The sequence below is a fragment of the Hamadaea flava genome (assembly GCF_024172085.1).
Taxonomy (GTDB): domain Bacteria; phylum Actinomycetota; class Actinomycetes; order Mycobacteriales; family Micromonosporaceae; genus Hamadaea; species Hamadaea flava.
The window spans coordinates 3,267,547-3,291,497 of the sequence record NZ_JAMZDZ010000001.1 but is presented as its reverse complement, the minus strand read 5'-3'; the positions used below and the strand labels follow the sequence as shown (position 1 = coordinate 3,291,497).

The 23,951-nt window shown below is 70.1% G+C and carries 19 protein-coding genes; 18 read left to right on the top strand and 1 reads right to left on the bottom strand.

Annotated elements, in window-relative coordinates:
- Positions 1 to 20: 20 nt before the first annotated feature.
- The 17 genes from HDA40_RS15365 (at position 21) to thrS (ending at position 21,411) form a co-directional block, all read left to right on the top strand.
- Positions 21 to 488, top strand: a complete 468-nt coding sequence (locus tag HDA40_RS15365) for an NUDIX domain-containing protein (RefSeq protein WP_253756281.1) — start codon at positions 21 to 23, stop codon at positions 486 to 488.
- Positions 489 to 498: 10 nt separating this feature from the next.
- Positions 499 to 1,251 carry a YaaA family protein gene (locus HDA40_RS15360; RefSeq protein ID WP_253756279.1) on the top strand — a complete coding sequence of 251 codons (753 nt, stop codon included), beginning with the start codon at positions 499 to 501 and terminating at the stop codon, positions 1,249 to 1,251.
- A 105-nt stretch (positions 1,252 to 1,356) separates the two neighbouring features.
- Positions 1,357 to 1,767: an RlpA-like double-psi beta-barrel domain-containing protein gene (locus HDA40_RS15355; protein ID WP_253756277.1), complete on the top strand. Its 411-nt coding sequence runs from the start codon at positions 1,357 to 1,359 to the stop codon at positions 1,765 to 1,767.
- A gap of 13 nt (positions 1,768 to 1,780) precedes the next feature.
- The gene (locus HDA40_RS15350; protein WP_253756275.1) at positions 1,781 to 2,395 is read left to right on the top strand and encodes a cell wall protein; all 615 of its coding nucleotides are present in this window, start codon (positions 1,781 to 1,783) and stop codon (positions 2,393 to 2,395) included.
- 68 nt (positions 2,396 to 2,463) lie between these two features.
- The gene (locus HDA40_RS15345) at positions 2,464 to 3,315 is read left to right on the top strand and encodes a MauE/DoxX family redox-associated membrane protein (protein ID WP_253756273.1); all 852 of its coding nucleotides are present in this window, start codon (positions 2,464 to 2,466) and stop codon (positions 3,313 to 3,315) included.
- A 234-nt stretch (positions 3,316 to 3,549) separates the two neighbouring features.
- Positions 3,550 to 4,710 carry an ROK family transcriptional regulator gene (locus tag HDA40_RS15340; protein ID WP_253756271.1) on the top strand — a complete coding sequence of 387 codons (1,161 nt, stop codon included), beginning with the start codon at positions 3,550 to 3,552 and terminating at the stop codon, positions 4,708 to 4,710.
- Positions 4,707 to 6,248: a sugar ABC transporter ATP-binding protein gene (locus HDA40_RS15335; protein ID WP_253756269.1), complete on the top strand. Its 1,542-nt coding sequence runs from the start codon at positions 4,707 to 4,709 to the stop codon at positions 6,246 to 6,248. Before HDA40_RS15340 ends, HDA40_RS15335 begins: the two co-directional genes overlap by 4 nt.
- A gap of 33 nt (positions 6,249 to 6,281) precedes the next feature.
- Complete coding sequence (locus tag HDA40_RS15330) at positions 6,282 to 7,277, top strand: ABC transporter permease (protein WP_253763636.1); 996 nt, start codon at positions 6,282 to 6,284, stop codon at positions 7,275 to 7,277.
- Between the two features lie 109 nt (positions 7,278 to 7,386).
- Positions 7,387 to 8,433, top strand: a complete 1,047-nt coding sequence (locus HDA40_RS15325; protein WP_253756267.1) for a substrate-binding domain-containing protein — start codon at positions 7,387 to 7,389, stop codon at positions 8,431 to 8,433.
- A 45-nt stretch (positions 8,434 to 8,478) separates the two neighbouring features.
- Positions 8,479 to 9,678 carry a Gfo/Idh/MocA family protein gene (locus tag HDA40_RS15320; RefSeq protein WP_308197711.1) on the top strand — a complete coding sequence of 400 codons (1,200 nt, stop codon included), beginning with the start codon at positions 8,479 to 8,481 and terminating at the stop codon, positions 9,676 to 9,678.
- A gap of 157 nt (positions 9,679 to 9,835) precedes the next feature.
- Positions 9,836 to 13,042, top strand: a complete 3,207-nt coding sequence (locus tag HDA40_RS15315) for a carbohydrate-binding protein (protein WP_253756265.1) — start codon at positions 9,836 to 9,838, stop codon at positions 13,040 to 13,042.
- A complete protein-coding gene (locus HDA40_RS15310) occupies positions 13,039 to 15,111 on the top strand; it encodes a ThuA domain-containing protein (RefSeq protein WP_253756263.1) in 2,073 nt (690 codons plus the stop codon). The genes HDA40_RS15315 and HDA40_RS15310 overlap by 4 nt, the downstream gene beginning before the upstream one ends.
- A 107-nt stretch (positions 15,112 to 15,218) precedes the next feature.
- Positions 15,219 to 16,229 (top strand): sugar phosphate isomerase/epimerase family protein, encoded by a 1,011-nt coding sequence (locus tag HDA40_RS15305; RefSeq protein ID WP_253756261.1) that lies wholly within the window; start codon positions 15,219 to 15,221, stop codon positions 16,227 to 16,229.
- A 154-nt stretch (positions 16,230 to 16,383) separates the two neighbouring features.
- On the top strand, positions 16,384 to 18,585 hold the full coding sequence (locus tag HDA40_RS15300) for a sensor histidine kinase (RefSeq protein WP_253756259.1): 2,202 nt from the start codon (positions 16,384 to 16,386) through the stop codon (positions 18,583 to 18,585).
- 23 nt (positions 18,586 to 18,608) lie between these two features.
- Positions 18,609 to 19,025 (top strand): roadblock/LC7 domain-containing protein, encoded by a 417-nt coding sequence (locus HDA40_RS15295; protein ID WP_253756257.1) that lies wholly within the window; start codon positions 18,609 to 18,611, stop codon positions 19,023 to 19,025.
- Complete coding sequence (locus HDA40_RS15290) at positions 19,022 to 20,002, top strand: TAXI family TRAP transporter solute-binding subunit (RefSeq protein ID WP_253756255.1); 981 nt, start codon at positions 19,022 to 19,024, stop codon at positions 20,000 to 20,002. Before HDA40_RS15295 ends, HDA40_RS15290 begins: the two co-directional genes overlap by 4 nt.
- 188 nt (positions 20,003 to 20,190) lie before the next feature.
- A complete protein-coding gene (thrS, locus tag HDA40_RS15285; RefSeq protein WP_253756253.1) occupies positions 20,191 to 21,411 on the top strand; it encodes a threonine--tRNA ligase in 1,221 nt (406 codons plus the stop codon).
- A 117-nt stretch (positions 21,412 to 21,528) separates the two neighbouring features.
- On the opposite strand, the gene HDA40_RS15280 is transcribed toward thrS, so the two are convergent.
- Positions 21,529 to 22,536 carry a lactonase family protein gene (locus tag HDA40_RS15280; protein WP_253756251.1) on the bottom strand — a complete coding sequence of 336 codons (1,008 nt, stop codon included), beginning with the start codon at positions 22,534 to 22,536 and terminating at the stop codon, positions 21,529 to 21,531.
- A gap of 115 nt (positions 22,537 to 22,651) precedes the next feature.
- Here HDA40_RS15280 and HDA40_RS15275 point away from each other — a divergent pair, with 115 nt between their 5' ends.
- Positions 22,652 to 23,896, top strand: coding sequence for an RICIN domain-containing protein (locus HDA40_RS15275; RefSeq protein ID WP_253756250.1), 1,245 nt, complete (start codon positions 22,652 to 22,654; stop codon positions 23,894 to 23,896).
- Positions 23,897 to 23,951 lie beyond the last annotated feature (55 nt).

Sequence of the window (23,951 nt, the reverse complement as noted above, 5' to 3'; positions counted from 1 at the left end):
ACGGGCAGTACGGTTCCGGGATGGTCGTCGAAACCCCCGCCGGGCGTCCGGCGTACGTGGTCAACGTCGAGGTCTTCCCGCATCGGGACGGCCGCTGGCTGCTCATCCGCCGCGGGAACGAGGGGCACGCGGCCGGTACGCTCGCCGGCCCGGGCGGCAAGGTCGAGGTCGGCGGCTTCCTGCCCGGCGTACTGGAGGCGACCGGCCGGCGCGAGGTCCTCGAGGAGATCGGGATCGACCTCGACGGGGTGCCGATGGCGTACGTGGGTAACTCGCTGTTCGTCAGCGACGACGGCGACTCCGTGGTCAACGTGGTCTTCGCCGCCGAGGTTCCGGCGGGCGCCGAACCGTACGCCGCCTCGCCGGAGGAGGTCGCCGAGACCCTCTGGCTGACGACCGAGGAGGCGCTGGCGCATCCGGCCTGCCCGCCATGGACGCGCCGAAGTCTGACTGAGGCGACCGCTCGGCCCGCGACCCTGACCAGCTAGGCTCACCTGCGTGTTCATCCTGCTGCCGCCGTCGGAGGGGAAGGCCGCCGCCGGTTCCGGCGCACCGGTCGACCACGACTCGCTGTTCCTGCCGCAGCTGCGCCGGTCGCGCGAACGTGTGCTGAAGGCGTTGGTCAAGCTGTGCTCGGCGAAGAGCAAGGCCGGCCAGGCGAAGGCGCTGACGACGCTCGGGCTCAGCGAGGGCCAGCGGGACGAGCTGGCTCGCAACGCCGATCTGCCGGCCGCGCAGACGTTGCCGGCGCGGCACGTCTACACCGGGGTGCTCTACGACCACCTCGATCTGGCGAGCCTGCCGTCCGAGATCGACACCGGGAAGATCCTGGTCTCGTCCGGCCTGTGGGGCGTCGTCCGGCTCGACGACGAGATCCCGCCGTACCGCTGCTCGATCGGGGTGAATCTCCCGCCCGTGGGTGGGCTCACGGCGTACTGGAAGAAAGCCTTGAGCCCGGCGCTGGACCGCGAGGTCCGGGACGAGCTGGTGCTTGACCTGCGGTCCGGCGCCTACGCGGCGACCTGGACGCCCCGCGAGCAGGTGGCGGTACGCGTGCTGCAGGAGCGCGACGGCAAGCGCATGGTGGTGAGCCACTTCAACAAGGCGACCAAGGGCCGGGTCGTGCGGGATCTGCTCCTGTCGGGCGCGCGGCCGCAGACGACGGAGGAGCTGCTCGGGACGTTGCGCGACCTGAAGTATCTCGTCGAGCCGACGCCCAAGGGGTTCGACATTGTCGTCCAGGAATTGTGAATCGTTAAGGATTGACTAACAGCGATCTTATCGCCATGATTGCGATAAGTGTCGATGGCCATCGAACGCTCCCAGGAGAATCCCCCATCCTGAAAGGAGTAGCGCATGGCCGGGTTCTACGGCGAGGTCTCATGGTTCTGCTGCGGCAGTTCGTGGGGACCCTGCGGCTCGGCGGGGCACGGCGCCTGTGGCACCTGCAACTCAGGCAGCCGGCAACACGCCTGGCCGAACACCTCCGACGCCTGTCACGCGATCACCAACCCCGAGGCCTGCGGTGAAGGTCTGGCTCGGCGGACCTGCGGGTTCCGCCACTACACGACCAACCGGTGCACGGGGCAGAAGGTCGGCACGACGATCGCCGACTGCGGCCCGCAGACCGACCTGTTCTGCGGCGAGCGCACCTGCTGCGGATCGGTCTGCGGATCGAACCGCGTCATCGACCTGACGCCCGCGGCGTTCAGTGCCATCTCCAGCCTGTCGTACGGGCTGAGGCCGGCGTACATCGATGTGGTGTAGGGAGGGATTGACGATGGCTCTCAACATGGACCGCCGGTCCCTGCTCACCTCGGCCGTGCTCGGCAGCGCCTCGCTCGTCGGCGCGACCGCGCTCGGCTCGCTGGCGCCGGAGGCGGCGTTCGCCAAGGGCGACGACATCGAACCGGGTGCGCCCGACCCGAACTTCGCCGAAGGCCGGGTCACCGGCATCAGCGAAGGCATGCTGCTGGTCGCCGGCTCGGACGGCACCCTGTGGCGGATCCGGGTCACCAACGCCTCCAGCATCTGGAAGCTGCACCCGACCAGCCTCGACAAGGTCGCGGTGGGTGACGGTCTCTACGCCCGTGGCGTACGGCTCGGCGACGGCACCCTCGCCGCCGACGCGATCTGGGTGAACATCGTGAACATCCAGGTCCACGTGGCGGCGCTGGCCCCGAAGAAGATCCACTTCGACCATCGGGGCAAGCGCATCATCGGACACGTCGTGCCGGGCGTCACGGCCGCCTCCTACAACAACACGCCGGCCATCGCCGACATGACGATGGTCCAGGTAGGACGGCACGCGCAGGTCATCGGTGCATGGATCCCCGACACCAACGAGATCGAGATCGCCACCCTCTACACCTCCACCATCCAGCACAACCACTGATCGGTACGCACTAGGCAGTCCGGCGCGGGTGCGGCCGCCCGGCTGCCGTCGACCTGGGAGTTGTCGTCATGCTTGTGTGGATCGGTTCCCTGCAACCACTCCTGCTCGGCGCGGTCCTGCTGTGGTCCGCGCAGGCCAAGGTGTTCAGCCGGTACGCGGCCGCGCACGCGCGGCGTACGGCGCTCGCCCCGCTGCTGGGCGAAGACCGGGCGGTGCTCGCCTATCGCACGCTCGCCGGGGTCGAAGCGGTGCTGGGCGCCGCGCTCGTCCTGCCCGGACTCGTACGCCTGGAGGCGGTCGCCGCCACCGCCCTGAGCACCGGGTTCCTCGGCTATCTGGCGTACGCGAAGATCAAGGACCCGAAGGCGTCCTGTGGGTGCCTGAGCGCGCAGCCCATTCCGATCAACGGCCGTAGCTTCGGCCGGGCCGGGCTGATGCTGGCCGGATCGCTGCTGGCCCTCGCCTCCGGTGCCGCGTGGACCGGTGGGCTCGCCGATCATCCGGTCGCCGGAGTCGCGCTTCTGCTGGTCGAGGCCGCCGCGATCGTCGTGTTCTCCCCGGAGTTCGACGAGCGCTGGCTGATGCCGCTGCGCCGGTTGTACGTCCGGCTGTCCCACCCGCTCGCCTCGCCCGGCGCGTTCGACGTGCCGCTGGAGTCGACGGTGGACCAACTGCACAAGAGCAGCGCGTGGCGGGACCTGGCGCGCAGCGTCACCTCGGACGTTCGGGAGCACTGGGACGAGGCGGACTGGCGCGTGCTCGTCTACTCCGTCCGGTACGCCGGCCAGCCCGCGTCGGCGGTGTTCGCCGTGCCGCGGCTGCGCTACGACCCGCAGTCCGTCCGGGCGGCGGTCGTGGACGACAACGGCAGTACGCTCGCCGCCCTCGAACCCCACGCGCAACCCGAGTACGCCGTCTGACCTCTGCTCTTCTTTTCGCTGCAGATCACGGTTACGCAGGCAATCTTCGCCGCTCTTGGCCTGCGTGACCGTGATCTGCAGCTTTTGGGGCGGCCGCTGGCGAGGGCTTTTGCAAGATCAGGCGGAACTTTTGTTTCTGCTGACAAAACTATGGACAGTCGCGGGGAAAGCTCGTAACGTGTGCGCCACACCACGCACCTGCGAGCGTCGATGTGTCCATAGAGGAGAGACGGCATGCATGTCAGGCTGCTGCGGCTGTTGCGCGACGAAGGCCCGTTGTCGCGGGCCGAGTTGGCCGCCCGGCTGGACGTACCCCGGCCGCGGCTGCTCGCCGAGTTGGATCGGCTGGTCGCCGCCGGTCAGGTCGCCGAGGCCGGACCGGCGCAGTCCCGGGGCGGACGACGGTCCACTCTCGTCGAGCTGAACCCCGAGATCCGGTACGCCGGCGTCGACCTCGGCGCGACCTCGATCGACGTCGAGATCACCGACGGGCGGCTGGAACCCGTGGCGGCGTACAGCGAACCGGCGGACATCCGCTCCGGCCCGAAGGCCACCCTGCATCGGGTCAACGAACTGCTGGCCAAGGCGAAGGCCGAGGGCTGCTTCAGCCGCCTCGACGGCATCGGCATCGGCGTACCGGGGCCGGTCAGCTTCCGGGACGGCCTGCCGGTGTCGCCGCCGATAATGCCCGGCTGGGACCGCTATCCCGTGCGTGAACTGCTCACCCGCGAACACGGCTGCCCGGCGGTGGTGGACAACGACGTCAACATCATGGCGGTCGGCGAGCGACACGGCGGCGTCGCGCACTCGGTCGACAACTTCCTGTTCGTCAAGATCGGCACCGGCATCGGCTGCGGGATCTATCTCAACGGCGCGGTCTACCGGGGGTCGGACGGGTGCGCCGGGGACATCGGGCACATCCAGGTCGACCCCGCCGGACCGGTGTGCACCTGCGGTAACCACGGTTGCCTGGAAGCGGTGTTCAGCGGGGGCGCGCTGGCTCGGGAGGCGACCGCCGCGGCTCGCTCCGGGGCTTCGCCCGCGCTCGCCGAGCGGCTCGCCGCGAACGGCGCGGTGACCGCGCTCGACGTCGCAGCCGGCGCGGCCGAGGGCGACGTCGCCTGCATCCAGCTCATCCGCGACGGGGGCCGCCGCGTCGGCGCCGTCCTGGCGAGCCTGGTGAGCTTCGTGAACCCGTCGCTCATCGTCATCGGGGGCGGGCTGGCCCAGTTGGGGCACGTGATGCTGGCCGAGATCCGCAGCGTCGTCTACAAGCGCTCGCTGCCGCTCGCCACCGGCAACCTCCCCCTGGTCCTGTCCGAGTTGGGCAGCCGGGCCGGCGTCGCCGGCGCCGCCCTGCTGGCCAGCGAGATCGCCTTCGAGCAGGCGTCATGACCACCGACACGGCCACCGACGCCGCCACCGACGCGACGATCCTCCAGCTTGACGGGGTGGTGAAACAGTTCCCGGGCGTACGGGCGCTCGACGGGGTCCACCTCGAGGTCCGGGCGGGTGAGGTGCACTGCCTGCTCGGGCAGAACGGGGCGGGCAAGTCCACCTTGATCAAGGTGCTGGCCGGCGTCCACAAGCCCGACGCCGGGACCGTCACCTGGCAGGGCAGCCCGGTCGTCTTCGCTAACCCGCAGGCCGCGATGAAGGCCGGGATCGCGACGATCTACCAGGAACTCGATCTCGTGGACCACTTGTCGGTCGCGGAGAACGTCTTCCTCGGCCAGGAGCCGAGCCGGTTCGGGTTCGTCCACAAGAGAACTGCGGCCACGCGTACCCGGGAGGTCCTGCGGCGGCTCGGGCACCCCGAGATCCCGGTGCACCGGCTGGTCGAGGCGTTGCCGTCGGCGGGCAAGCAGATCGTCAGCATGGCGCGGGCGCTCTCGCACGAGGCCAAACTGCTCATCATGGACGAGCCCAGCGCGGTCCTCGCCCACGACGAGGTGGCCAACCTCTTCCGGATCATCCGGGAACTGACCGCCGAGGGCATCGCGGTCGTCTACATCTCCCACCGGCTCGAGGAGATCCGCGAGATCGGCGACCGGGTCACCGTCCTCAAGGACGGCCGGACCTCCGCGGTGGACCTGCCCGCGCGGACGACGCCGACTCGCGAGCTGGTCAGCAAGATGACCGGGCGCTCCCTCGAATACGTCTTCCCACCTCGCGGGGGCGAACCGGGCGACGTGCTGCTCCAGGTCAGTGGGCTGACGCGGGCACACGAGTTCCAAGACGTCTCCTTCGAGGTACGCACAGGGGAGATCGTCGGCATCGCCGGCCTGGTGGGCAGCGGACGAAGTGAGCTGCTGGAAACGGTCTACGGTGCGCGTACCCCTGAGTCTGGAACGGTGAGTGTCGCGGGCCGGAACCTGCCCGCGGGAAGCGTCGCCGCGGCGGTCAAAGCGGGGTTGGGCCTGGCCCCCGAGGAGCGCAAGAGTCAGGCGCTGCTGCTGGCCGAGCCGGTCTACCGCAACATCACGCTGACCACGTTCGGCCGGTACGCCCACGGCGGCTTCACCGACGCGGGCCGGGAGCAGACGGAGGCGAGCCGGATCGCGGACGCCCTGGAGCTGCGCCCCCGCGACGTACGCCGCCCGGCCGGCACGCTGTCCGGCGGCAATCAGCAGAAGGTCGTGGTCGGCCGCTGGCTGCTGGGCGACACGCGGCTGCTGCTGCTGGACGAGCCGACGCGCGGGGTCGACGTCGGCGCGCGGGCCGAGCTGTATCAGGTGATCCGTGATCTCGCGCGCCGCGGCGTCGGCGTGCTGCTGGTCTCCAGCGAAGTGCCGGAGGTGCTCGGTCTGGCCGACCGGGTGCTCGTGATGCGCGAGGGCCGCCTGATCAAACAGGCGCCGGCCGGCGAACTGACCGAGGACGACGTCCTCGACCTGGTGATGGCGGGCTCGCTGAGCCCCACCTTGTCATAAGGAGCTTGTGCGGTGACGGCTCAGACGTCCGTTGTGGAGCGTGGCGGCTGGTGGCGGACGATCCCCACCGAGTCGTTGTGGCGCAACCTCGGCCTGGTCGGGGTGCTGGTCGTGCTGTTCGTGATCGGCGCGATCATCCGGCCCGACCTGTATGGCGACTCCGACTGGGTCGTCAACAACATGCTGGTGATCCTGCAACAGGCCGCCGCGATCGGGGTGGTCACCGTCGGGGTGACCTTCGTGATCATCGGCGGCGGCATCGACCTGTCGGTCGGCGCGTTGATCGCGCTGGCCGGGGTCTGGTCCACGACGCTGGCGACGCAGTCCTACGGCGCGGGCGGCATGATCTTCGCCGCCATCGCCGTCGGGACCATCGCGGGCGCGGTCAACGGGCTGCTCATCGCGTACGGGCGACTCGTGCCGTTCATCGCGACCCTGGCGATGCTGGTGGCCGCCCGAGGTCTCGCGGCGCAGATCTCCGGCAAGCAGACCCAGGTCTCCGCCGACCAGTTCATCAACGGGATCGCGACGAAGAAGGTCGCGGGGATCCCGATGCTCGTCGTCATCCTGGCCGTCGCCGCGGCGCTCGGCTGGGTGCTGCTCAACCGCACCACGTTCGGTCGGCGTACGGTCGCCATCGGCAGCAACGCCGAGGCGGCCCGGCTGGCCGGGATCAACGTCCGGCGGCACACCCTGCTCCTGTACGCGCTGTCCGGGCTGTGCTGCGGCATCGCCGCGATCATGCTCACCTCCCTGGCCACCTCCGCCCAGGCGGCCGCGGCCGAACTCTACGAACTCGACGCCATCGCCGCCGCGATCATCGGTGGCACGCTGCTGTCCGGCGGGCGCGGGACGATCGTGGGCTCGATGTTCGGCGTGATCGTCTTCTCGACGATCACCAATCTCTTCGCCATCGCCAACCTGCCCACCGAGGTCCAGAACATGGTCAAGGGCGGAATCATCGTGCTGGCCGTCCTGGTCCAGCAGATCCGGTTCGGCTCGCTGACCGCTCTGTTCCGCAAACCCTAGAGCCACCTCGCCACCGGCTGCCGTCGATTCGCCGACGGCGGCAGGGCTCCTCGCACCCATCTTCCGTCCAACTTCGGATTTCCCGTCCATTTCGGAGGTTGTCATGCGCATGACCCACTCGTCCCGCCGCAGCCTGTTGTTCGGCGGCGCGGCCCTCGGCGCCGGCGCGGTCCTCGCCGCGTGCACGAGCAACGAGTCGAACAACCCCACCACGGCGCAGACCAAGGGCGCCGAAGCGAGCAACCCCAACGTCGCCGCCGGGAAGGCGGTCACCATCGGGTTCTCCGCCCCGGCCGCCGACCACGGCTGGATCGCAGCCATCACCAACAACGCCAAGGCGCAGGCGGCCGCGTACTCGGACGTCACGTTCAAGCAGGTGGAGGCGGGCAAGGACGCGGCCGCGCAGCGGGCCGCGCTCGACACGCTGATCGCCGAGAAGCCCGACGTCATCGTGCTGCTGCCGCACGACGGCAAGGAGCTGAACGCGTTCGGGCTCAAGGCGATGGAAGCCGGGATCCCCGTGGTCAACCTGGACCGGGCGTTCCCCGACGCGCTGGCGTACCGGTTGCAGATCAAGGGCGACAACTACGGCATGGGCGTGGCCGCCGGGCACTACATCGGCAAGGCCATGAAGGCGAAGAACGTCGCGAGCCCGGTGATCGGCGAGATCGCCGGCATGGACGAGCTGGAGCTGACCCAGGAACGCAGCAAGGGCTTCGCCGACGCGCTGAAGACCTACGGCTTCAAGGTCGCCAACCGGCGGGCCGCCCGGTTCACCGCCGACACCGGCCAGAAGGAGGCGCAGAACCTCCTGCAGGCGCTGCCGAAACTGGACGCGCTGTGGAACCACGACGACGACCAGGGCATCGGCGTCCTCGCGGCGATCACGGCGGCCAACCGGAGCGAGTTCATCATGGTCGGCGGGGCCGGGTCGAAGAAGGCGATCGAGGACATCGCGGCCGACAAGTCGGTCCTCAAGGCGACGGTCACCTACAGCCCGTCGATGGCGTCGTCGGCGATCTCGCTCGGCCGGCTGATCGCCCAGGGGCGGGGGATGGCGGATCTGGTCGAGCTCCAGGTCCCGAAGGAGATCATCCTCTCCTCCGAGACGATCACGAAGGAGAACGCCGGCACCTACCTGAAGCTCGGTTTCTGAGCGTTCATCGGTTCTGGCGTTCGGTTCTTGCGGGAGGTTTCATCAGTGTCCACGACAGACGGTGGAGAACTGCGGGTCGGCCTGGTCGGCTACGCGTTCATGGGCGCGGCGCACTCGCAGGCGTGGCGTACCGTGAACCGGGCGTTCGACCTGCCCGTGCAGGTGCGGATGACGGCGATCTGCGGCCGTGATCCGGCCAACGTCCGCGCGGCGGCCGACCGCCTCGGCTGGCAGTCCGCCATGACCGACTGGCGGGAGCTGGTCGCCCGGGACGACATCGACGTGATCGACGTCTGTACGCCGGGCGACAGCCACGCCGAGATCACCCTCGCCGCCTTGGCCGCCGGCAAGCACGTGCTGTGCGAGAAGCCGCTGGCCAACACGGTCGAGGAGGCCTCGGCGATGGCGACCGCCGCGGCGTTCGCCCGCGGGTCCGGCGTACGCAGCCTGTGCGGGTTCAACTACCGCCGGGTGCCCGCCGTCGCGCTGATGCAGCAGCTGATCGCGGCGGGCCGGCTCGGCGCGATCCGGCACGTGCGGGCGGCGTACCTGCAGGACTGGATCGTCGATCCGGAGTTCCCGCTGGTCTGGCGGTTGCAGAAGGATCGGGCCGGCTCGGGCGCGCTGGGCGACATCGGCGCGCACATCGTCGACTTGACCCAGTACGTCACGGGCCAGCGCATCACCGGGGTCAGCGCGCTCACCGAGACCTTCGTCCGGGAGCGGCCGCTGCCGTCCGTCTCTAGTGGACTATCGGCCGGTGCGGACGGTCGCGGACTCGGTCGCGTCACGGTCGACGACGCGGCGCTGTTCACCGCCCGGCTCGACGGGGGAGCGGTCGCCACCTACGAGGCGACCCGGTTCGCCACCGGCCGCAAGAACGCGCTGCGGGTCGAGGTCAACGGCGCCCTCGGCTCGCTCGCGTTCGACCTGGAACGGCTCAACGAGCTGGAGTTCTACGACGCCACGCGACCCGGCCCGGAGCAGGGGTTCACCCGGATCCTCGTGACCGAACCCGAGCACCCGTACCTGGCCGCCTGGTGGCCGCCCGGCCACATCATCGGCTACGAGCACTCCTTCACCCATCAGATGCGCGACTTCGTGCAGGCCATCGCCGACGGCACCGACCCGGCTCCGTCCTTCGAGGACGCGCTTCAGGTGCAGTTGGTGCTCGACGCGGTCCTGCGCTCGGCCGGCAACGACTCCGCCTGGACGGGGGTCGACCCCGTCCTCACCACCGCCTGACGTCCCACGCAGTCCCTCGCGCGCCGGCCCGCTTCGGCGGCCTCCGGCGCCCACCCGACCCGCCTGCGAGCGGCCGGCGTCCAGCCGCTCGCAGGCCCGACCCCATGACGGCGCGGCGGCGCGCGCCTGACTTCCCCCGAGTCAGGAAGGCACCCAGATGAACCGCTCCACTCTTCCCGCGGCATTGGTCCTCGCCGCCGGATTCGTCCTCGTGCCGTTGAGCGGCAGTCCCGCCGTCGCGCACACCACGATCAACGCGGCCGACTACCAGCAGGTCGAGATGGCCCGTGGCGTCGCCGAGATGGGCGAGCCGATGTCGCTCGCCGTACTGCCGGACACCTCCGTGCTGCATACCGCCCGGGACGGCAAGTTGCGCCGCACGGACGCGGGCGGGACGACCACGGTGATCGCCACGCTGCCCGTCTACTCCCACGATGAGGAAGGCTTGCAGGGCGTCGGCGTCGACCCGAACTTCGCGGCCAACCGCGCGATCTTCCTCTACTACGCGCCGCCACTGTCCACTCCGGCCGGTGACGCGCCCGCGACCGGGACCGACTTCTCCGCCTGGCAAGGCGTCAACCGGCTGTCCCGGTTCACCCTCAACGCCGACTGGACGCTCAACCTCGCCAGCGAGAAGGTCGTCCTGTCGACCCCGGCCGACCGGGGCATCTGCTGCCACGTCGGCGGTGACATCGACTTCGACGCGGCCGGGAACCTCTACCTGACCACCGGCGACGACAGCAATCCGTTCTCGTCGGCCGGCTACGCCCCCATCGACGAGCGCGCCGACCGGAATCCGGCGTACGACGCGCAGCGTACGGCGGCGAACACCAACGATCTGCGGGGCAAGCTGCTGCGGATCAAGGTGGCCGACGATGGCACCTACACGATCCCGGCCGGCAACCTGTTCGCCCCGGGCACGGCCAAGACGCGGCCGGAGATCTACGCGATGGGCTTCCGCAACCCGTTCCGGATGAGCGTCGACAAGGCGACCGGCGTGGTCTACCTCGGCGACTACGGTCCCGACGCGGGCAGCACCGACGCGAATCGCGGACCGGCCGGGCAGGTCGAGTTCAACCGCATCTCCTCGGCGGGCAACTACGGCTGGCCCTACTGCACGGGGACGAACACCTCGACAGAGACCTACAACGAGTGGAACTTCGCCACCGACACCACCGGGCCGAAGTACGCCTGTTCCACCGGGCCGACGAACAACTCGTTCCGCAACACCGGCCTGACGACGCTGCCGGCCGCCCGCCCGGCCTGGATCCGCTACGGCGGAGACGCCGGTACGCCGCCGGAGTTCGGGACCGGCTCGGAGTCGCCGATGGGCGGGCCGGTCTACCACTACAACGCCGCTTCGACCTCGACCGTCAAGTTCCCCGCCGAACTGGACGGACACTTCTTCGCCGGTGAGTTCGGCCGGGGCTGGATCAAGGCGATCGACGTCGACGCCGACGGGACGCCGGGTGCGATCGCGAACCTCCCGTGGACCGGCAAGCAGGTGATGGACCTGGCGTTCGGTCCGAACGGCGCGCTCTACGTGCTCGACTACGGCACCGGCTACTTCAACGGCGACGCCAACTCCGCGCTCTACCGCATCGAGTACATCGCCGGAGCGGACCGGGCGCCCGTCGCCCAGGGCTCGGCGGACAAGACCTCCGGCCTGGCCCCGTTGACGGTGGCGTTCTCCGCCGCCGGGTCGGCCGATCCGGAAGGCGGCGCGCTCACCTACAACTGGGCGTTCGGCGACGGCACCACCTCGACGGCGGCCAACCCGAGCAAGACCTACGCCGCGAACGGTCAGTTCACCGCGACGCTGACGGTACGCGATCCGGCGGGCAACACCGGATCGTCGAGCGTGATCGTGACGGTCGGCAACACCGCTCCGACGGTACGCGTAGAGCTCCCGGCGAACGGGGCGCTCTTCTCCTTCGGCGACACGGTGCCGTACCAGATCACCGTCACCGATCCTGAGGACGGCACGATCGACTGCGCCCGGGTCAAGATGACCTACGTGCTCGGCCACGACAACCACGGCCACGCCATCACGTCGCAGACCGGCTGCTCCGGGGCGATCAGCGTACCGGTGGACGGGGAGCACGACGACGCCGCGAACATCTTCGGGGTCTTCGACGCCGAGTACACCGACAACGGGGCGAACGGCCAGCCGACACTGACCACGCATGCCCAGAACATCGCCCAGCCTCGGCATCGGCAGGCCGAGCACTACACCGCCGCCGCCGGGATCAACCAGTTCGCCAAGGCGACTGCTGAGGGCGGCAAGACGGTCGGTGACATCCACAATGGCGACTGGATCGCCTTCGACCCGTACGCCGTCGGCAACGCGGCGTCGTTCGTCGCCCGCGCTTCGTCGGCCGGGGTCGGCGGCACCCTGCAAGTGCGTACCGGTTCCCCGACCGGGCCGCTGATCGGGCAGGCGGCCGTTCCCGTGACCGGGGCCTGGGACACCTTCACCACGGTCAGCGGCGCGATCACGAACCCGCCGGCCGGCACCCAACGGCTGTACCTGGTCTTCGCCGGGGGCGCTGGAGCGCTGTTCGACCTCGACTCGATCACCTTCGTGACGAACAACGCGGCGGCGGCCGAAGGCGAGAGTTACACGTCGCAGTCGGGCGTCGGAATCGCCGCGCACGCCCCGGCGACCGGTGGCAAGACGCTCGGCTACGTGGAGAACGGCGACTGGGCGGCGTACGCCGGGATCAGCACCACCGGCGCGGTCGGCTTCTCCGCCCGGATCTCCTCCAACGGAGTCGGCGGGACGATCCAGATCCGCTCCGGCTCCCCGACCGGTACGCAGCTGGGCTCGGTCGCCGTGCCGGTGACCGGCGGCTGGGAGACCTTCCAGACGGTGTCGGCGACCCTCACCGGTTCCGCCTCCGGCCCGTTGTACCTGGTCTTCAGCGGCGGCAGCGGAGCACTCTTCGATCTGGACAACTTCACGCTGAACCGGCTCGGCAGCGGGGCTACCGGCGCGGTCGTCGGTCTGGCGGGCAAATGCGTGGACGTCGCCGGGGCGAACACGGCCGACGGCACGCATGTGCAGCTATACACCTGCAACGGGACCACTGCGCAGCGCTGGGCGCCGGTCGGGCAGACCTGGCGGTCGCTCGGCAAGTGTCTCGACATCTCCGGCGGCAACACCGCCAACGGATCCGTCGTGCAGCTGTGGACCTGCAACGGAACCGGTGCGCAGAACTGGGTCGCCCAAGCCGACGGCACCCTGCGCAACCCACAGTCGGGGCGGTGCCTCGACGTCCCGGGCGGCTCGATCGCCGACGCCACGCAGTTGATCATCTACGACTGCACGGCCGGCGCCAACCAGAAGTGGACCCTGCCATGAGGACCCTGAGGAGCATTCTCTGGTCGGCCGCGCTCGTGTCGACCTTGGTGGCCGGAGCCGAGACCGCCGCGTGCGCTGCGGACACGGCGTACGACGTGCTGGTGTTCAGCAAGACCGCCGGCTTCCGGCACGACTCGATCGCGGTCGGCGTACAGGCCCTGCGGGATCTGGGCGCGGCCAACGACTTCACCGTCACGGCGACCGAGGACGCCGCTGTCTTCACCGCCGGAAACCTCGCGCAGTACGAGGCGGTCGTCTTCCTCAACACCACCGGCGACGTGCTCGACGACACGCAGCAGACCGCCTTCGAGGCGTACATCCGGGGCGGCGGCGGGTACGTCGGCGTGCACGCGGCGGCCGACACCGAGTACGCCTGGCCGTTCTACGGCGAGCTGGTCGGCGCCTGGTTCGCCTCTCATCCCGCCATTCAGCAGGCCACGATCAAGGTCGAGGACCGGGCGCACGCGGCGACCGCCGGGCTCGGCCAGACCTGGGTCCGCACCGACGAGTGGTACAACTACCAGACCAACCCCCGGTCGACGGCGCACGTCCTGGCGAGCCTCGACGAGTCCAGCTACACCGGTGGCGGGATGGGCGCGGACCACCCGCACACCTGGTGCAAGACCGTCGGGAGTGGACGGTCCTTCTACACCGGCAGCGGGCACACCCAGGCCGCGTACGCGGAGGCCGGGTTCCGGGCGCTCCTGCTCGGCGGCATCCGGTACGCCGCCCGCCGGGTCGACGCCGACTGCCGGCCGGAGACCGGATACAGCACGCTCTACAACGGCTCCACCACAGGTTGGTCGCAGGCCGGACCTGGTGGGTTCACCAGCACGGACGCGACGCTGAGCAGCTACGACGGCATGGGTCTGTTCTGGTACTCGGCCCAGCAGTTCACCGACTACTCGCTCAAGCTCGACTGGCGGCTGGCCGGCGACGACAACTCCGGAGTCTTCATCGGCTTCCCGGCGTCGGCGGATCCGTGGTCGGCGGTGAACAACGGGTACGAGATCCAGATCGACGCGACCGACAGCGTGGACCGCACGACCGGCGCGGTCTACGGGTTCCAGTCGGCCGACGTGGCCGCCCGTGACGCCGCGCTGAACCCACCGGGGAGCTGGAACACCTTCGAGATCACCGTCGCCGGTGAACGGCTCCAGGTCTTCCTCAACGGGGTGAAGGTCAACGACTTCACCAACACCGATCCGGCCCGCTCGCTCGCCGGCTACGTCGGGTTGCAGAACCACGGGACCGGCGACGACGTCTCGTTCCGCAACATCCGGATCAAACCGGCCGGCGTCGACCGCACGGTCCAAGCCGAGTCGTTCAACAGCGCCGCCGGAGTGTCGCCCTATACCAAGGCGGGGGCGCACAACGGGCAGACACTGGGCTACGTCGACCCGGGCGACTGGGCGGCGTACGCCGGACTCGATCTGACCGGCGTCACGCGGTTCAAGGCACGGGTGGTGTCCGGGGGTCCTGGCGGCACGATCCAGATCCGCGCCGGTTCGGCGACCGGTGCCGTGCTGGGCTCGGTCGCCGTCCCGAACACGGGCGGGTGGACGACCTTCGCCGACGTCAGTACGCAGCTCTCCGGCGTACCGGTGGGGGTGCAGACGCTCTATCTGACCTTCACCGGGACCGGGGGTGGCCTGTTCGACGTCGACGACTTCACCGTCGCCCGCGCGCCGGGCAGTGGCGCGATCACCGGGCCGGGCTGGACGTGCCTTGACGTCAGCGGGGCCGGAACCGCCGACGGCACGAAGATCCAGCTCTGGACCTGCAACGGCTCGGCGGCCCAGCAGTGGTCGCCGGTCGGCCAGACGTGGCGGGTGCTCGGCAAGTGCCTGGACGTCGCGGGCGGCGGCACCGCCGACGGAACCAAGGTCCAGTTGTGGACGTGCAACGGGTCCGGCGCGCAGAACTGGACCCCGCAGACCGACGGCAGTCTGCGGAACCCGCAGTCCGGCAGGTGTCTCGACGCCGCGGGCGGGGCGACCGCCGACGGCACCCAGGCGCAGATCTGGACGTGCTCCGGCGGAGCCGCCCAACGCTGGAACCTGCCCTAGACGGCTTCCCGTCCGCCATGGCGGTGCGGACGGGGAGTCGAACCGCCGGGGCACCCGACGCCGACGGGCGCCCCGGCAACCCATCGGAGACGACGAGGAGAACCGACATGACCAGACCGATCACGCTGTTCACCGGGCAATGGGCCGACCTGCCGTTCGAGGAGGTGTGCCGGCTTGCCTCGGAGTGGGGCTACGACGGGCTGGAGATCGCCTGCTGGGGCGATCACTTCGAGGTGGACAAGGCGCTGTCCGACGACACCTACGTGCCCCGCAAGCTGGCGACGCTGGCCAAGTACAACCTGAAGGTCTGGGCCATCTCCAACCACCTCGTCGGGCAGGCCGTCTGCGACCATCCCATCGACGAGCGGCACCAGGGCATCCTGCCCGCCCGGATCTGGGGCGACGGCGAGCCGGAGGGCGTACGCCGCCGGGCGGCCGAGGAGTTGAAGGACACCGCCCGCGCCGCGGCGAAGCTCGGTGTGTCCACAGTGGTGGGATTCACCGGTTCCTCGATCTGGCACACGGTCGCGATGTTCCCGCCGGTCCCGCCGTCGATGATCGAGGCCGGGTACGCCGACTTCGCCGCCCGGTGGCACCCGATCCTCGACGTGTTCGACGAGGTGGGCGTACGGTTCGCGCACGAGGTGCATCCGAGCGAGATCGCCTACGACTACTGGACGACGAAGCGGACGCTGGAGGCGATCGGGCACCGGCCGGCCTTCGGGCTGAACTGGGACCCGTCCCACATGGTCTGGCAGGACGTCGACCCGGTGAACTTCATCCTCGACTTCGCCGACCGGATCTACCACGTGGACTGCAAGGACACCAAGGTACGCGCGGGCGACGGCCGGCGTGGACGGCTGTCGTCCCACCTGGGCTGGGCGGATCTGCGGCGCGGCTGGGACTTCGTCTCGACCGGCCACGGCGACGTGCCGTGGGAGGACTGCTTCCGCGCGCTCAACGCGATCGGGTACGCCGGTCCGATCTCGATCGAGTGGGAGGACGCCGGAATGGACCGGCTCATCGGCGCGGCCGAGGCGGTCGGCTTCGTGCGGCGACTGGCGTTCGACGCGCCGTCGGCGGCCTTCGACTCGGCGTTCAGCTCCGACACCGCGTGACTTCCAGCCGGATTGGCACGCTTTGGCGGGGCTCAATGGTGTGATCTGTCAACTTTTTGAATGCCATGTGACAAGACGGCGAACCCTTCGGGGGATGCGGCGGCCCCCGGCGTGAGCGGAGTCTCAAATGGTCACTCCGGGGAGGTCCGTCGCCATGCCCACATCCAGCGGTGCCGCGTCGGTGCGGGAGCCGGTGCAGCACGCCCGGCGCAGTCCGCTGCGGTCCATCCGCGTACGCCTGTTGCTGCCGATCGGCGTGGCCACGGTCGGCATGACCGTGCTCGGCCTGCTGCAGAGCGGTGCGGCGATGAGCACCGCCCGCGAGGGGGAGCGGGCGCGAACTCTGGCCTGGGGCCTGACCGCGACGGTCAAGCTCAACCATCAGGTCGAGCAGGAGATCGCCGAGACCGCCGACCTGTTGCTGCGCGGCGGCGAGACCGGCCGGCAGCTGCTGACGGCACAGCAGAACCGGACCGACGCCGCCGTGGCGAACTACGACCAGGCGGCCGCCGCGGTCGCCAAACTGACGCCGGACCTGACCTCCGCGGTCGCGTCCGCCCGGGCCGAGCTGACGAAACTGCCGTTGGTCCGGGACTTCGCGCTGCATCCGGAGAAGGAGAGCGACCAGGCGCTGTTCGACTCCAGCCATTCCGGATCGCCCGACGACGGCACCCCGGAGGCGGCGTACGACGATTTGACGCACGCCCTGGTCTCGATGGCGGAAACGATCGCAGCCGAGCCGATGGCCCCGGCGCTCGCCGAGAACGCCCGGATCGTGGCGACGCTGAGCGCGGCCGAGCATCGGGCCGCCGAGCAGCGGAGTCTGCTGCGATCGGTGTTCGGCCGCGGCAAGTTCCAGCCCGGTGAACTGGCCGAACTGGCCGAGCTGCGGGGCTCGGAGTCGGACCGGATCGGCCAGCTGGCCAACCTCGCCTCGGCCGCCACCCGCGACCAGTACGCCGCCACCGTTCAGGGTCCCGATGTCGACAAGGCCACCCGGCTGGTCGAGGGCGCGTTGCGCTACGAGAGCCAGCCCGACGCGCTCGAGGTCGACCCGGACGCCTGGTACATCGCGCAGACCAACGCGATGCGGAAGGTCTACCTGTTCCAGCTCGACGTGATCTCGTTGCTGGAGGCGGACGCGGCCGTCCTGGAAGCGGACTCGCGCAACGAGGCCACCGCGATCACGGCGGTCACCGCCGGGCTCGTCGGGATCAGCCTGGGCGCGGCGGTGGCCCTGGCGATCCAGACGAGCCGCCGGTTGCGGCAGCTGCGCCGGGGCGCCCAGCAGGTCACCAGCACCGAGCTGCCGGAGGCGATCGCCGAGGTCAGTTCGGCGCCCAGTCCCCAGACCGTCCGCGACGTGGAGCACGCCTCGCAGGAGCGGGTGACGGCCTGGCTCGCCCCCGGCACGGACGAGATCGGCGAGCTGAGCACGGCGTTGTCGGCGCTGCACCGGCAAGCGCTGCGGCTCGCCGCCGACCAGGCGCTGCTGCGGATGGACGTCGCCCGGATCTTCGTCGCGTTGTCCCGGCGCGGGCAGACCCTCGTCCATCGGCAGCTCCAGTTGCTCGACGACTTCGAGCGGGCGGAGACCGATCCGGACACCCTCGGCCGGCTGTTCCAGCTCGACCACCTCGCCGCCCGGATGCGGCGCAACGAGGAGAACCTGCTCGTGCTGGCCGGGGCCGAGCCCGGCCGGGCGTTCGTAGACCCCGAGCCGCTCGCCGACGTCGTCATGGCGGCGGCGGCCGAGATCGAGCAGTACTCCCGGATCGACGCCAGTTCGGTCGACGAGCTGTGGATCGACGCGACCGCCGTCGGCGACCTCGTCCACCTACTGGCCGAGCTGCTGGAGAACGCCGTGGTGTTCTCCCCGCCGGGCAGCAAGGTGCAGGTCTCTACACATAGGACGGTCGACGAACTGACCCTCACCGTCTACGACCACGGCATCGGCATCGGTCCCGAGCAGCTGGCGGAGCTGAACGAGCAGCTGCGCCGCCCGGCGGTGCTCACCGGCGAACTCGCCAGCCGGATGGGATTGCTGGTCGTCGCCCGGCTCGCCCAGCGGCTGCGCGTACAGGTCGAGCTGCGCAGCGCGCCAACCACCGGCACGGTGGCCCTCGTCAAGCTGCCGAACCGGATGCTGCTGCCGGCTCACGCCGTGAACCGCAAACCCCGGCCCATCTCCGGTCCGCCGAGCCCGCCCACTCCGCCCGGGGTCGCCCGGGGCCGGGCCACCGTGGTCGCCGCCGCGGCGACCGGCGTGATCGACCCCGACCTGGCGCGCGCCCGCCTGTCCAGCCTCGCCTCCGGCCTCGCCGCCGCCCAACGGCACGCCCCACCGCCGGTCTAGCACCCCCGAAGAAAGAGAACAGCATGTCCCCTGAGACCACCGCAACCGACCCGGCCAGCCTGGACTGGTTGCTCACCGCCTTCGCCCGGCGCGTTCCTGACATCGTTTACGCCCTCGCCGTCTCGGTCGACGGGCTCGCCCTCGCCGGCACCGAGGGACTCCCGCTCGACGAGGCCGACCGGCTCGCCGCCATCACCAGCGGCCTGGTCAGCCTCACCGTGGGCGCGTCCATGGTCCTCACGACCGGACGGGTACGCCAGACGGTGGTGGACATGGACGGCGGCGTCATGCTGATCATGGCGGTCGGCGACCGGGCGCACCTCGCGGTGCTCGCCGCTCCCGGCTGCGATCTGGGGCAGACCGGATACGAGACGGCCCTGCTGGCGCAGCGCGTCGCCGTGGCCCTCGAACCAGGCGCCCGCCTGCCCGGACAGCTGTGAGGACTCGCCGGGCGGTCGCCGCCCTCCTGTCGTTGCTGGTCGTGACGCTGACCGGGGCGACCGGCTGCGCCCAGCCGGAACTCGACGCCCGGCTCCAGCTCTGGCACCACGGCCAGCTCACCATCGGCACCGGCCCGACCAACGGCGTCTTCAACCAGCTCGGCGGCGGGTACGCCGACGTCGTGAACAAGCACCTGACCGGGTTCGAAGCGGTGTCGATGCCGACCAACGGCGCCCTGGAGAACCTGCAGCGGCTCGCCCGGGGCGACATCGACGTGGGCTTCACCTACGCCGACGTGGCCAGCGACGCCGTCACCGGAAAGGGCTCGTTCGCCGGTTCGCCCGTTGAGGTGCGGGCGCTGGCCCGGATGTTCACGGCGTACATGCATGTGGTGGTGCGTCCGGGCATCGGCATCCGGACGCCGGCCGATCTCCGGGGCAAACGAGTGGCCACCGGTCCGGCGGGTTCCGGCACGGAGATCCTCGCGCTGCGGATGCTGACCGCCGCCGGCCTCGATCCCGCCAAAGACGTGCAGCGGTTCACCGCCTCGCTCAACCAGATGACGACGATGTTCGCCGCCGGTCAGCTCGACGCGTTCTTCTGGACCGCCGGTCAGCCGGTGGTCGGCCTCACCGCGCTGTTCGGCAAGCTGCCCGGCCACGTCGCGCTGCTGCCGACCGACGCGTTGGTGCCCATCCTCGACAAGGACTACCCGGGGGCGTACACGGCGGCGACCATCCCCAAGGACGCGTACGGGCTCGGCGCGGACGTGTCGACCGTCGCCGTCCCCTGCCTGCTGGTGACCACGCCCACCATGCCGACCGAGCTGGGGTACGAGCTGACCCGGCTGCTCTTCGAGCATCAGGACGAACTGGCGGCGGTGCACACCGAAGGCAGGAACATCAACCGCGAGGTGGCCTGGAAGACCGCTCCGGTGGAACTGCACCCCGGTGCTCGCGGCTACTACGGCGTGTGAGGTACCCTCGATTCATGCGTCATCAGCAGCAGAGCACGACGACGCCGGGTATCCCGGCGGCTTTCGTGCAGGCTGACGCAGCGGTGAACCGCTGACGCATTAGTCGATCGAAACGGCTCCGGGCCAGTCCCGGAGCCGTTTTCGCGCTCTCTGGACGGCCCTGGGCGTACCCCTAGGAGGAGAGAGCGATGAACGATCACCGCAAGCTGGGCCGTGAGCTGGAGCTGTTCCACTCGGACCCGCTCGTCGGCGCGGGCCTGCCGATCTGGCTGCCGGCCGGTGCGGCCGCGCGGCACGCGGTCGAGGAGTACATCCGCGAGGAGGAACGCCTCGCCGGATATCAGCACGTCTATTCGCCACCGATGGCCAAACACGAGATGTACGTGCGCTCGGGGCACGTCGCGAAGTTCGCCGACGACATGTTCCCGCCGATGGCCGACGACTCCGCGCCGGAAGGCGAGGCGTTGGTGTTGCGGCCGAGCATGTGCCCGCACCACGCGATGGTGTTCGCGGCCCGCGGCCGGTCCTACCGCGAGCTGCCGGTACGCGTCGCGGAGCTGGGCGGGCAGTACCGGGCCGAGCGGTCCGGGGTGCTGTCCGGGCTGTCCCGGGTACGCGCGATCTCGCTCAACGACGCGCACGTGTTCTGCCGCGTGGATCAGGTGGGCGCCGAGGTCGCGAACATGCTCGCCTTGATCAAGCGGGCGCACGCCGCGTTGGGGTTCTCCGTCGACTCCTACCGGCTGTCGTTGCGTGGCGAGAAGTTCCTGGGCGAATCCGAGGTCTGGGACGCGGCCGAGGGGATGCTGCGCGACGCGTTGATCGCGGAGGGCGTGTCGTTCTTCGAAGCGCCAGGGGAGGCCGCGTTCTACGGGCCGAAGATCGACCTGCAGATCCACGACGTGCAGGGGCGGGAGCTGTCACTGGCCACCATCCAGGTGGACTTCGCGCAACCGGAGCGTTTCGATCTGGCCTATGTGGACAGTGAGGGCGTGAAGCAGCGCCCGGTCATGGTGCACCGCAGCATCATCGGCAGCCTGGAACGGCTGTTCGCCCACCTGATCGAGGTCCACCAGGGCGCCTTCCCGGCCTGGTACGCCCCGGTGCAGCTGGCCGTCGTGCCGATCGGGGAGGCGCAGCGGGACGCCGCCTGGGCCTTGCACGACCGGGCTTCGCGTTCCGGGCTCCGGGTCGAGGTGCTGGAGGAGGGCTCACTGTCGTTGCGCGTACGCGAAGCCGCGCAACGCAAGATTCCCTACGCGGCCGTCATCGGAGCCCGGGAGGCGGCAGCCGGTGCGGTGGCGTTGCGGCTTCGGGACGGGCGGTCGCTCGATCCGCAGCCGGTGGGGGAGGCGCTGGACCTCATCCAGTCCGTCGTCGCCGCCCACTCCGTCGCCCTGCTCCCCTGACCGGTCGCGCTCGGTGCTTGGCGCTGGATCAGGGTTCCCGGTCGAATCTTGAACCATGATTCGACCCAGAGCCCTGATCCAGCGCCCAAAGCGGAGAGCCGCTCGGGAGCGGAGGAGTCAGCCGGGCAGGACGCAGGCGGCCTCGGCGACCTGGGCGACGACCACCGGTTCCGCCGGTACGCCGGTCGCCGGGTCGAGTCGCCCGGCCGTCACGGTGCCGGCGTACTGGTTGGCGATGTAGAGGAAGTCACCGGCGAACGCGAAGTGCCGGGGCCAGCGGCCGCCCGCGGGCACGTCGGCCACCGGGGTCAGCCCGTCCGGGGTGACCGAGAAGACGGTGACGCAGTCCGAGCCGCGGTTGCCGACGTAGACGAACCGGCCGTCCGTCGAGCATTCGATGTGGCTGGGGTAGTTGCGCTCGGTCGGCGGCTCGGCGGTCGCGGGGATCCGGCCGACCTGGACCAGCCCGTCGCCCTGCGGCTGATAGATGAGCACGCTCGAATCCAGTTCGCCGGAGACGTAGACCGCGCCGCTGGTGGGGTGGAAGGCGATGTGGCGGGGGCCGCTGCCCGTCTCGGCGGCGATGGCGCGGACGGGGAGGATCGCGCCGTCGGCGCTCAGGGCGTACTCGTGGATCTGGTCGGTGCCGAGATCGGTGACGTAGAACGAGTTCCCCGACGGCCGGTACGCGATCATGTGCGCGTGCGGGCCCTCCTGCCGCTCGGGGTCGGGCCCGCTGCCGCCGTGTTCCAGTAGATCGCGGCGGCTGTTGAGGGAGCCGTCCGGCGCGATCGGGTGGACGCTGACGGACCCGCCGCTGTAGTTCGCGGTCACGAGGAACTGACCGGTCGGGTCGACGACCAGGTGACAGGGGTCGGCGCCGCCGGTCCACTGCTGGCCGAGCGAGGTCAGCAGACCGTGGTCCGAGCGGGCGTACGCCTCGACGCCGCCGGTCGACTCGCTGACGGCGTACAGGTTCGCCTTCGTGGCGTCCCAGGCCAGGAAGGACGGATCGATCGCAGCCGCCGGGGGATGCACCTCCGTCAGCGCGCCGGTCGAGGGGTCCTGTTCGTAGCAGCGAATGCCGCCGCCGGTCGAGGTGTACGCGCCCACGTAGATCAGCATTCCGCCAGCGTACCGGTTGATCATCGGACGCATCGACAACTGCCTCAAAGCCGGCGCCCACTTTCTTCGCGACTTTTATTGACAAGAATATTTAGTGAAGAATAGCGTCCTTTCTATGTCCCGAACCCTGTTACGTGGTGCTCTCGCCCTGAGCGCCGCACTCACCCTCGCCGCCGGACTGGCGACCGCACCGGCAGCGCCGCCGGCCGCGGCCGCGGTCGGCGGGCTCACCTGGTCCGACGAGTTCACCGGCGCGGCCGGCACCGCGCCCAGCTCCGCCCGGTGGGCGTACGACGTCGGCGGCGCCGGCTGGGGCAACAACGAGCTGGAGTACTACACCACCAGCACCAGCAACGCCGCCCTCGACGGCAACGGCAACCTCGTGATCACCGCCCGTCAGGGCAATCCGTCCGGCTACAGCTGCTGGTACGGCAGTTGCCAGTACACCTCGGCCCGCTTGAAGACGCAGGGGAAGTTCACCCAGGCGTACGGGCGGTTCGAGGCGCGGATGAAGATCCCGCGCGGGCAGGGGCTGTGGCCCGCGTTCTGGATGCTCGGCGACAACATCGGCAGCGTCGGCTGGCCCAACAGCGGCGAGATCGACATCATGGAGAACGTCGGCTTCGAGCCGTCCACTGTGCACGGCACGATCCACGGTCCCGGGTACTCCGGCTGCTGTGGCCTCGGCGGCGGGTACACGCTGCCCGGCGGGCAGTCGTTCGCCGACGCCTTCCACACCTTCGCGGTCGACTGGGAGCCCGGTGCCGTCACCTGGTACGTCGACGGCATCCAGTACTCCCGGCACACCTCGGCCGAGACCAACGGCAACCCGTGGGTCTTCGACCACCCGTTCTTCCTGATCCTCAACGTCGCAGTCGGCGGGAACTGGCCCGGTTCGCCGAACGCGTCGACGGTCTTCCCTCAGACCATGACGATCGACTACGTCCGGGTCTACTCGTGGACCTCGGGCGGCAGCCGCGTCGGCCCGATCACGGGCTATGGGAGCAAGTGCGTCGACGTGGCGTCGGCGGGCACCGCGAACGGGACGAAGATCCAGCTGTGGACCTGCAACGGCACCAACGCGCAGCAGTGGACCATCGGCACCGACGGCACCGTCCGGGCGCTCGGCAAGTGCCTGGACGTCGCCGGCGGCGGCACCGCCGACGGCACCAAGGTTCAGCTCTGGGACTGCAACGGCACCGCCGCCCAGAAATGGACCTATACCGCCGCGCGTGACCTGGTGAACCCGCAGTCCAACAAGTGTCTCGACGCCACCGGCGTCAGCTCGGCCGACGGCACCCAGCTCCAGATCTGGACCTGCGGCGGCGGCGCCAACCAGAAGTGGAACCTGCCCGCCTGAGCGACGTGCAAGATCATTGCGCGGGCCGTGCGGCGACAACGGACGATTCGCCGCC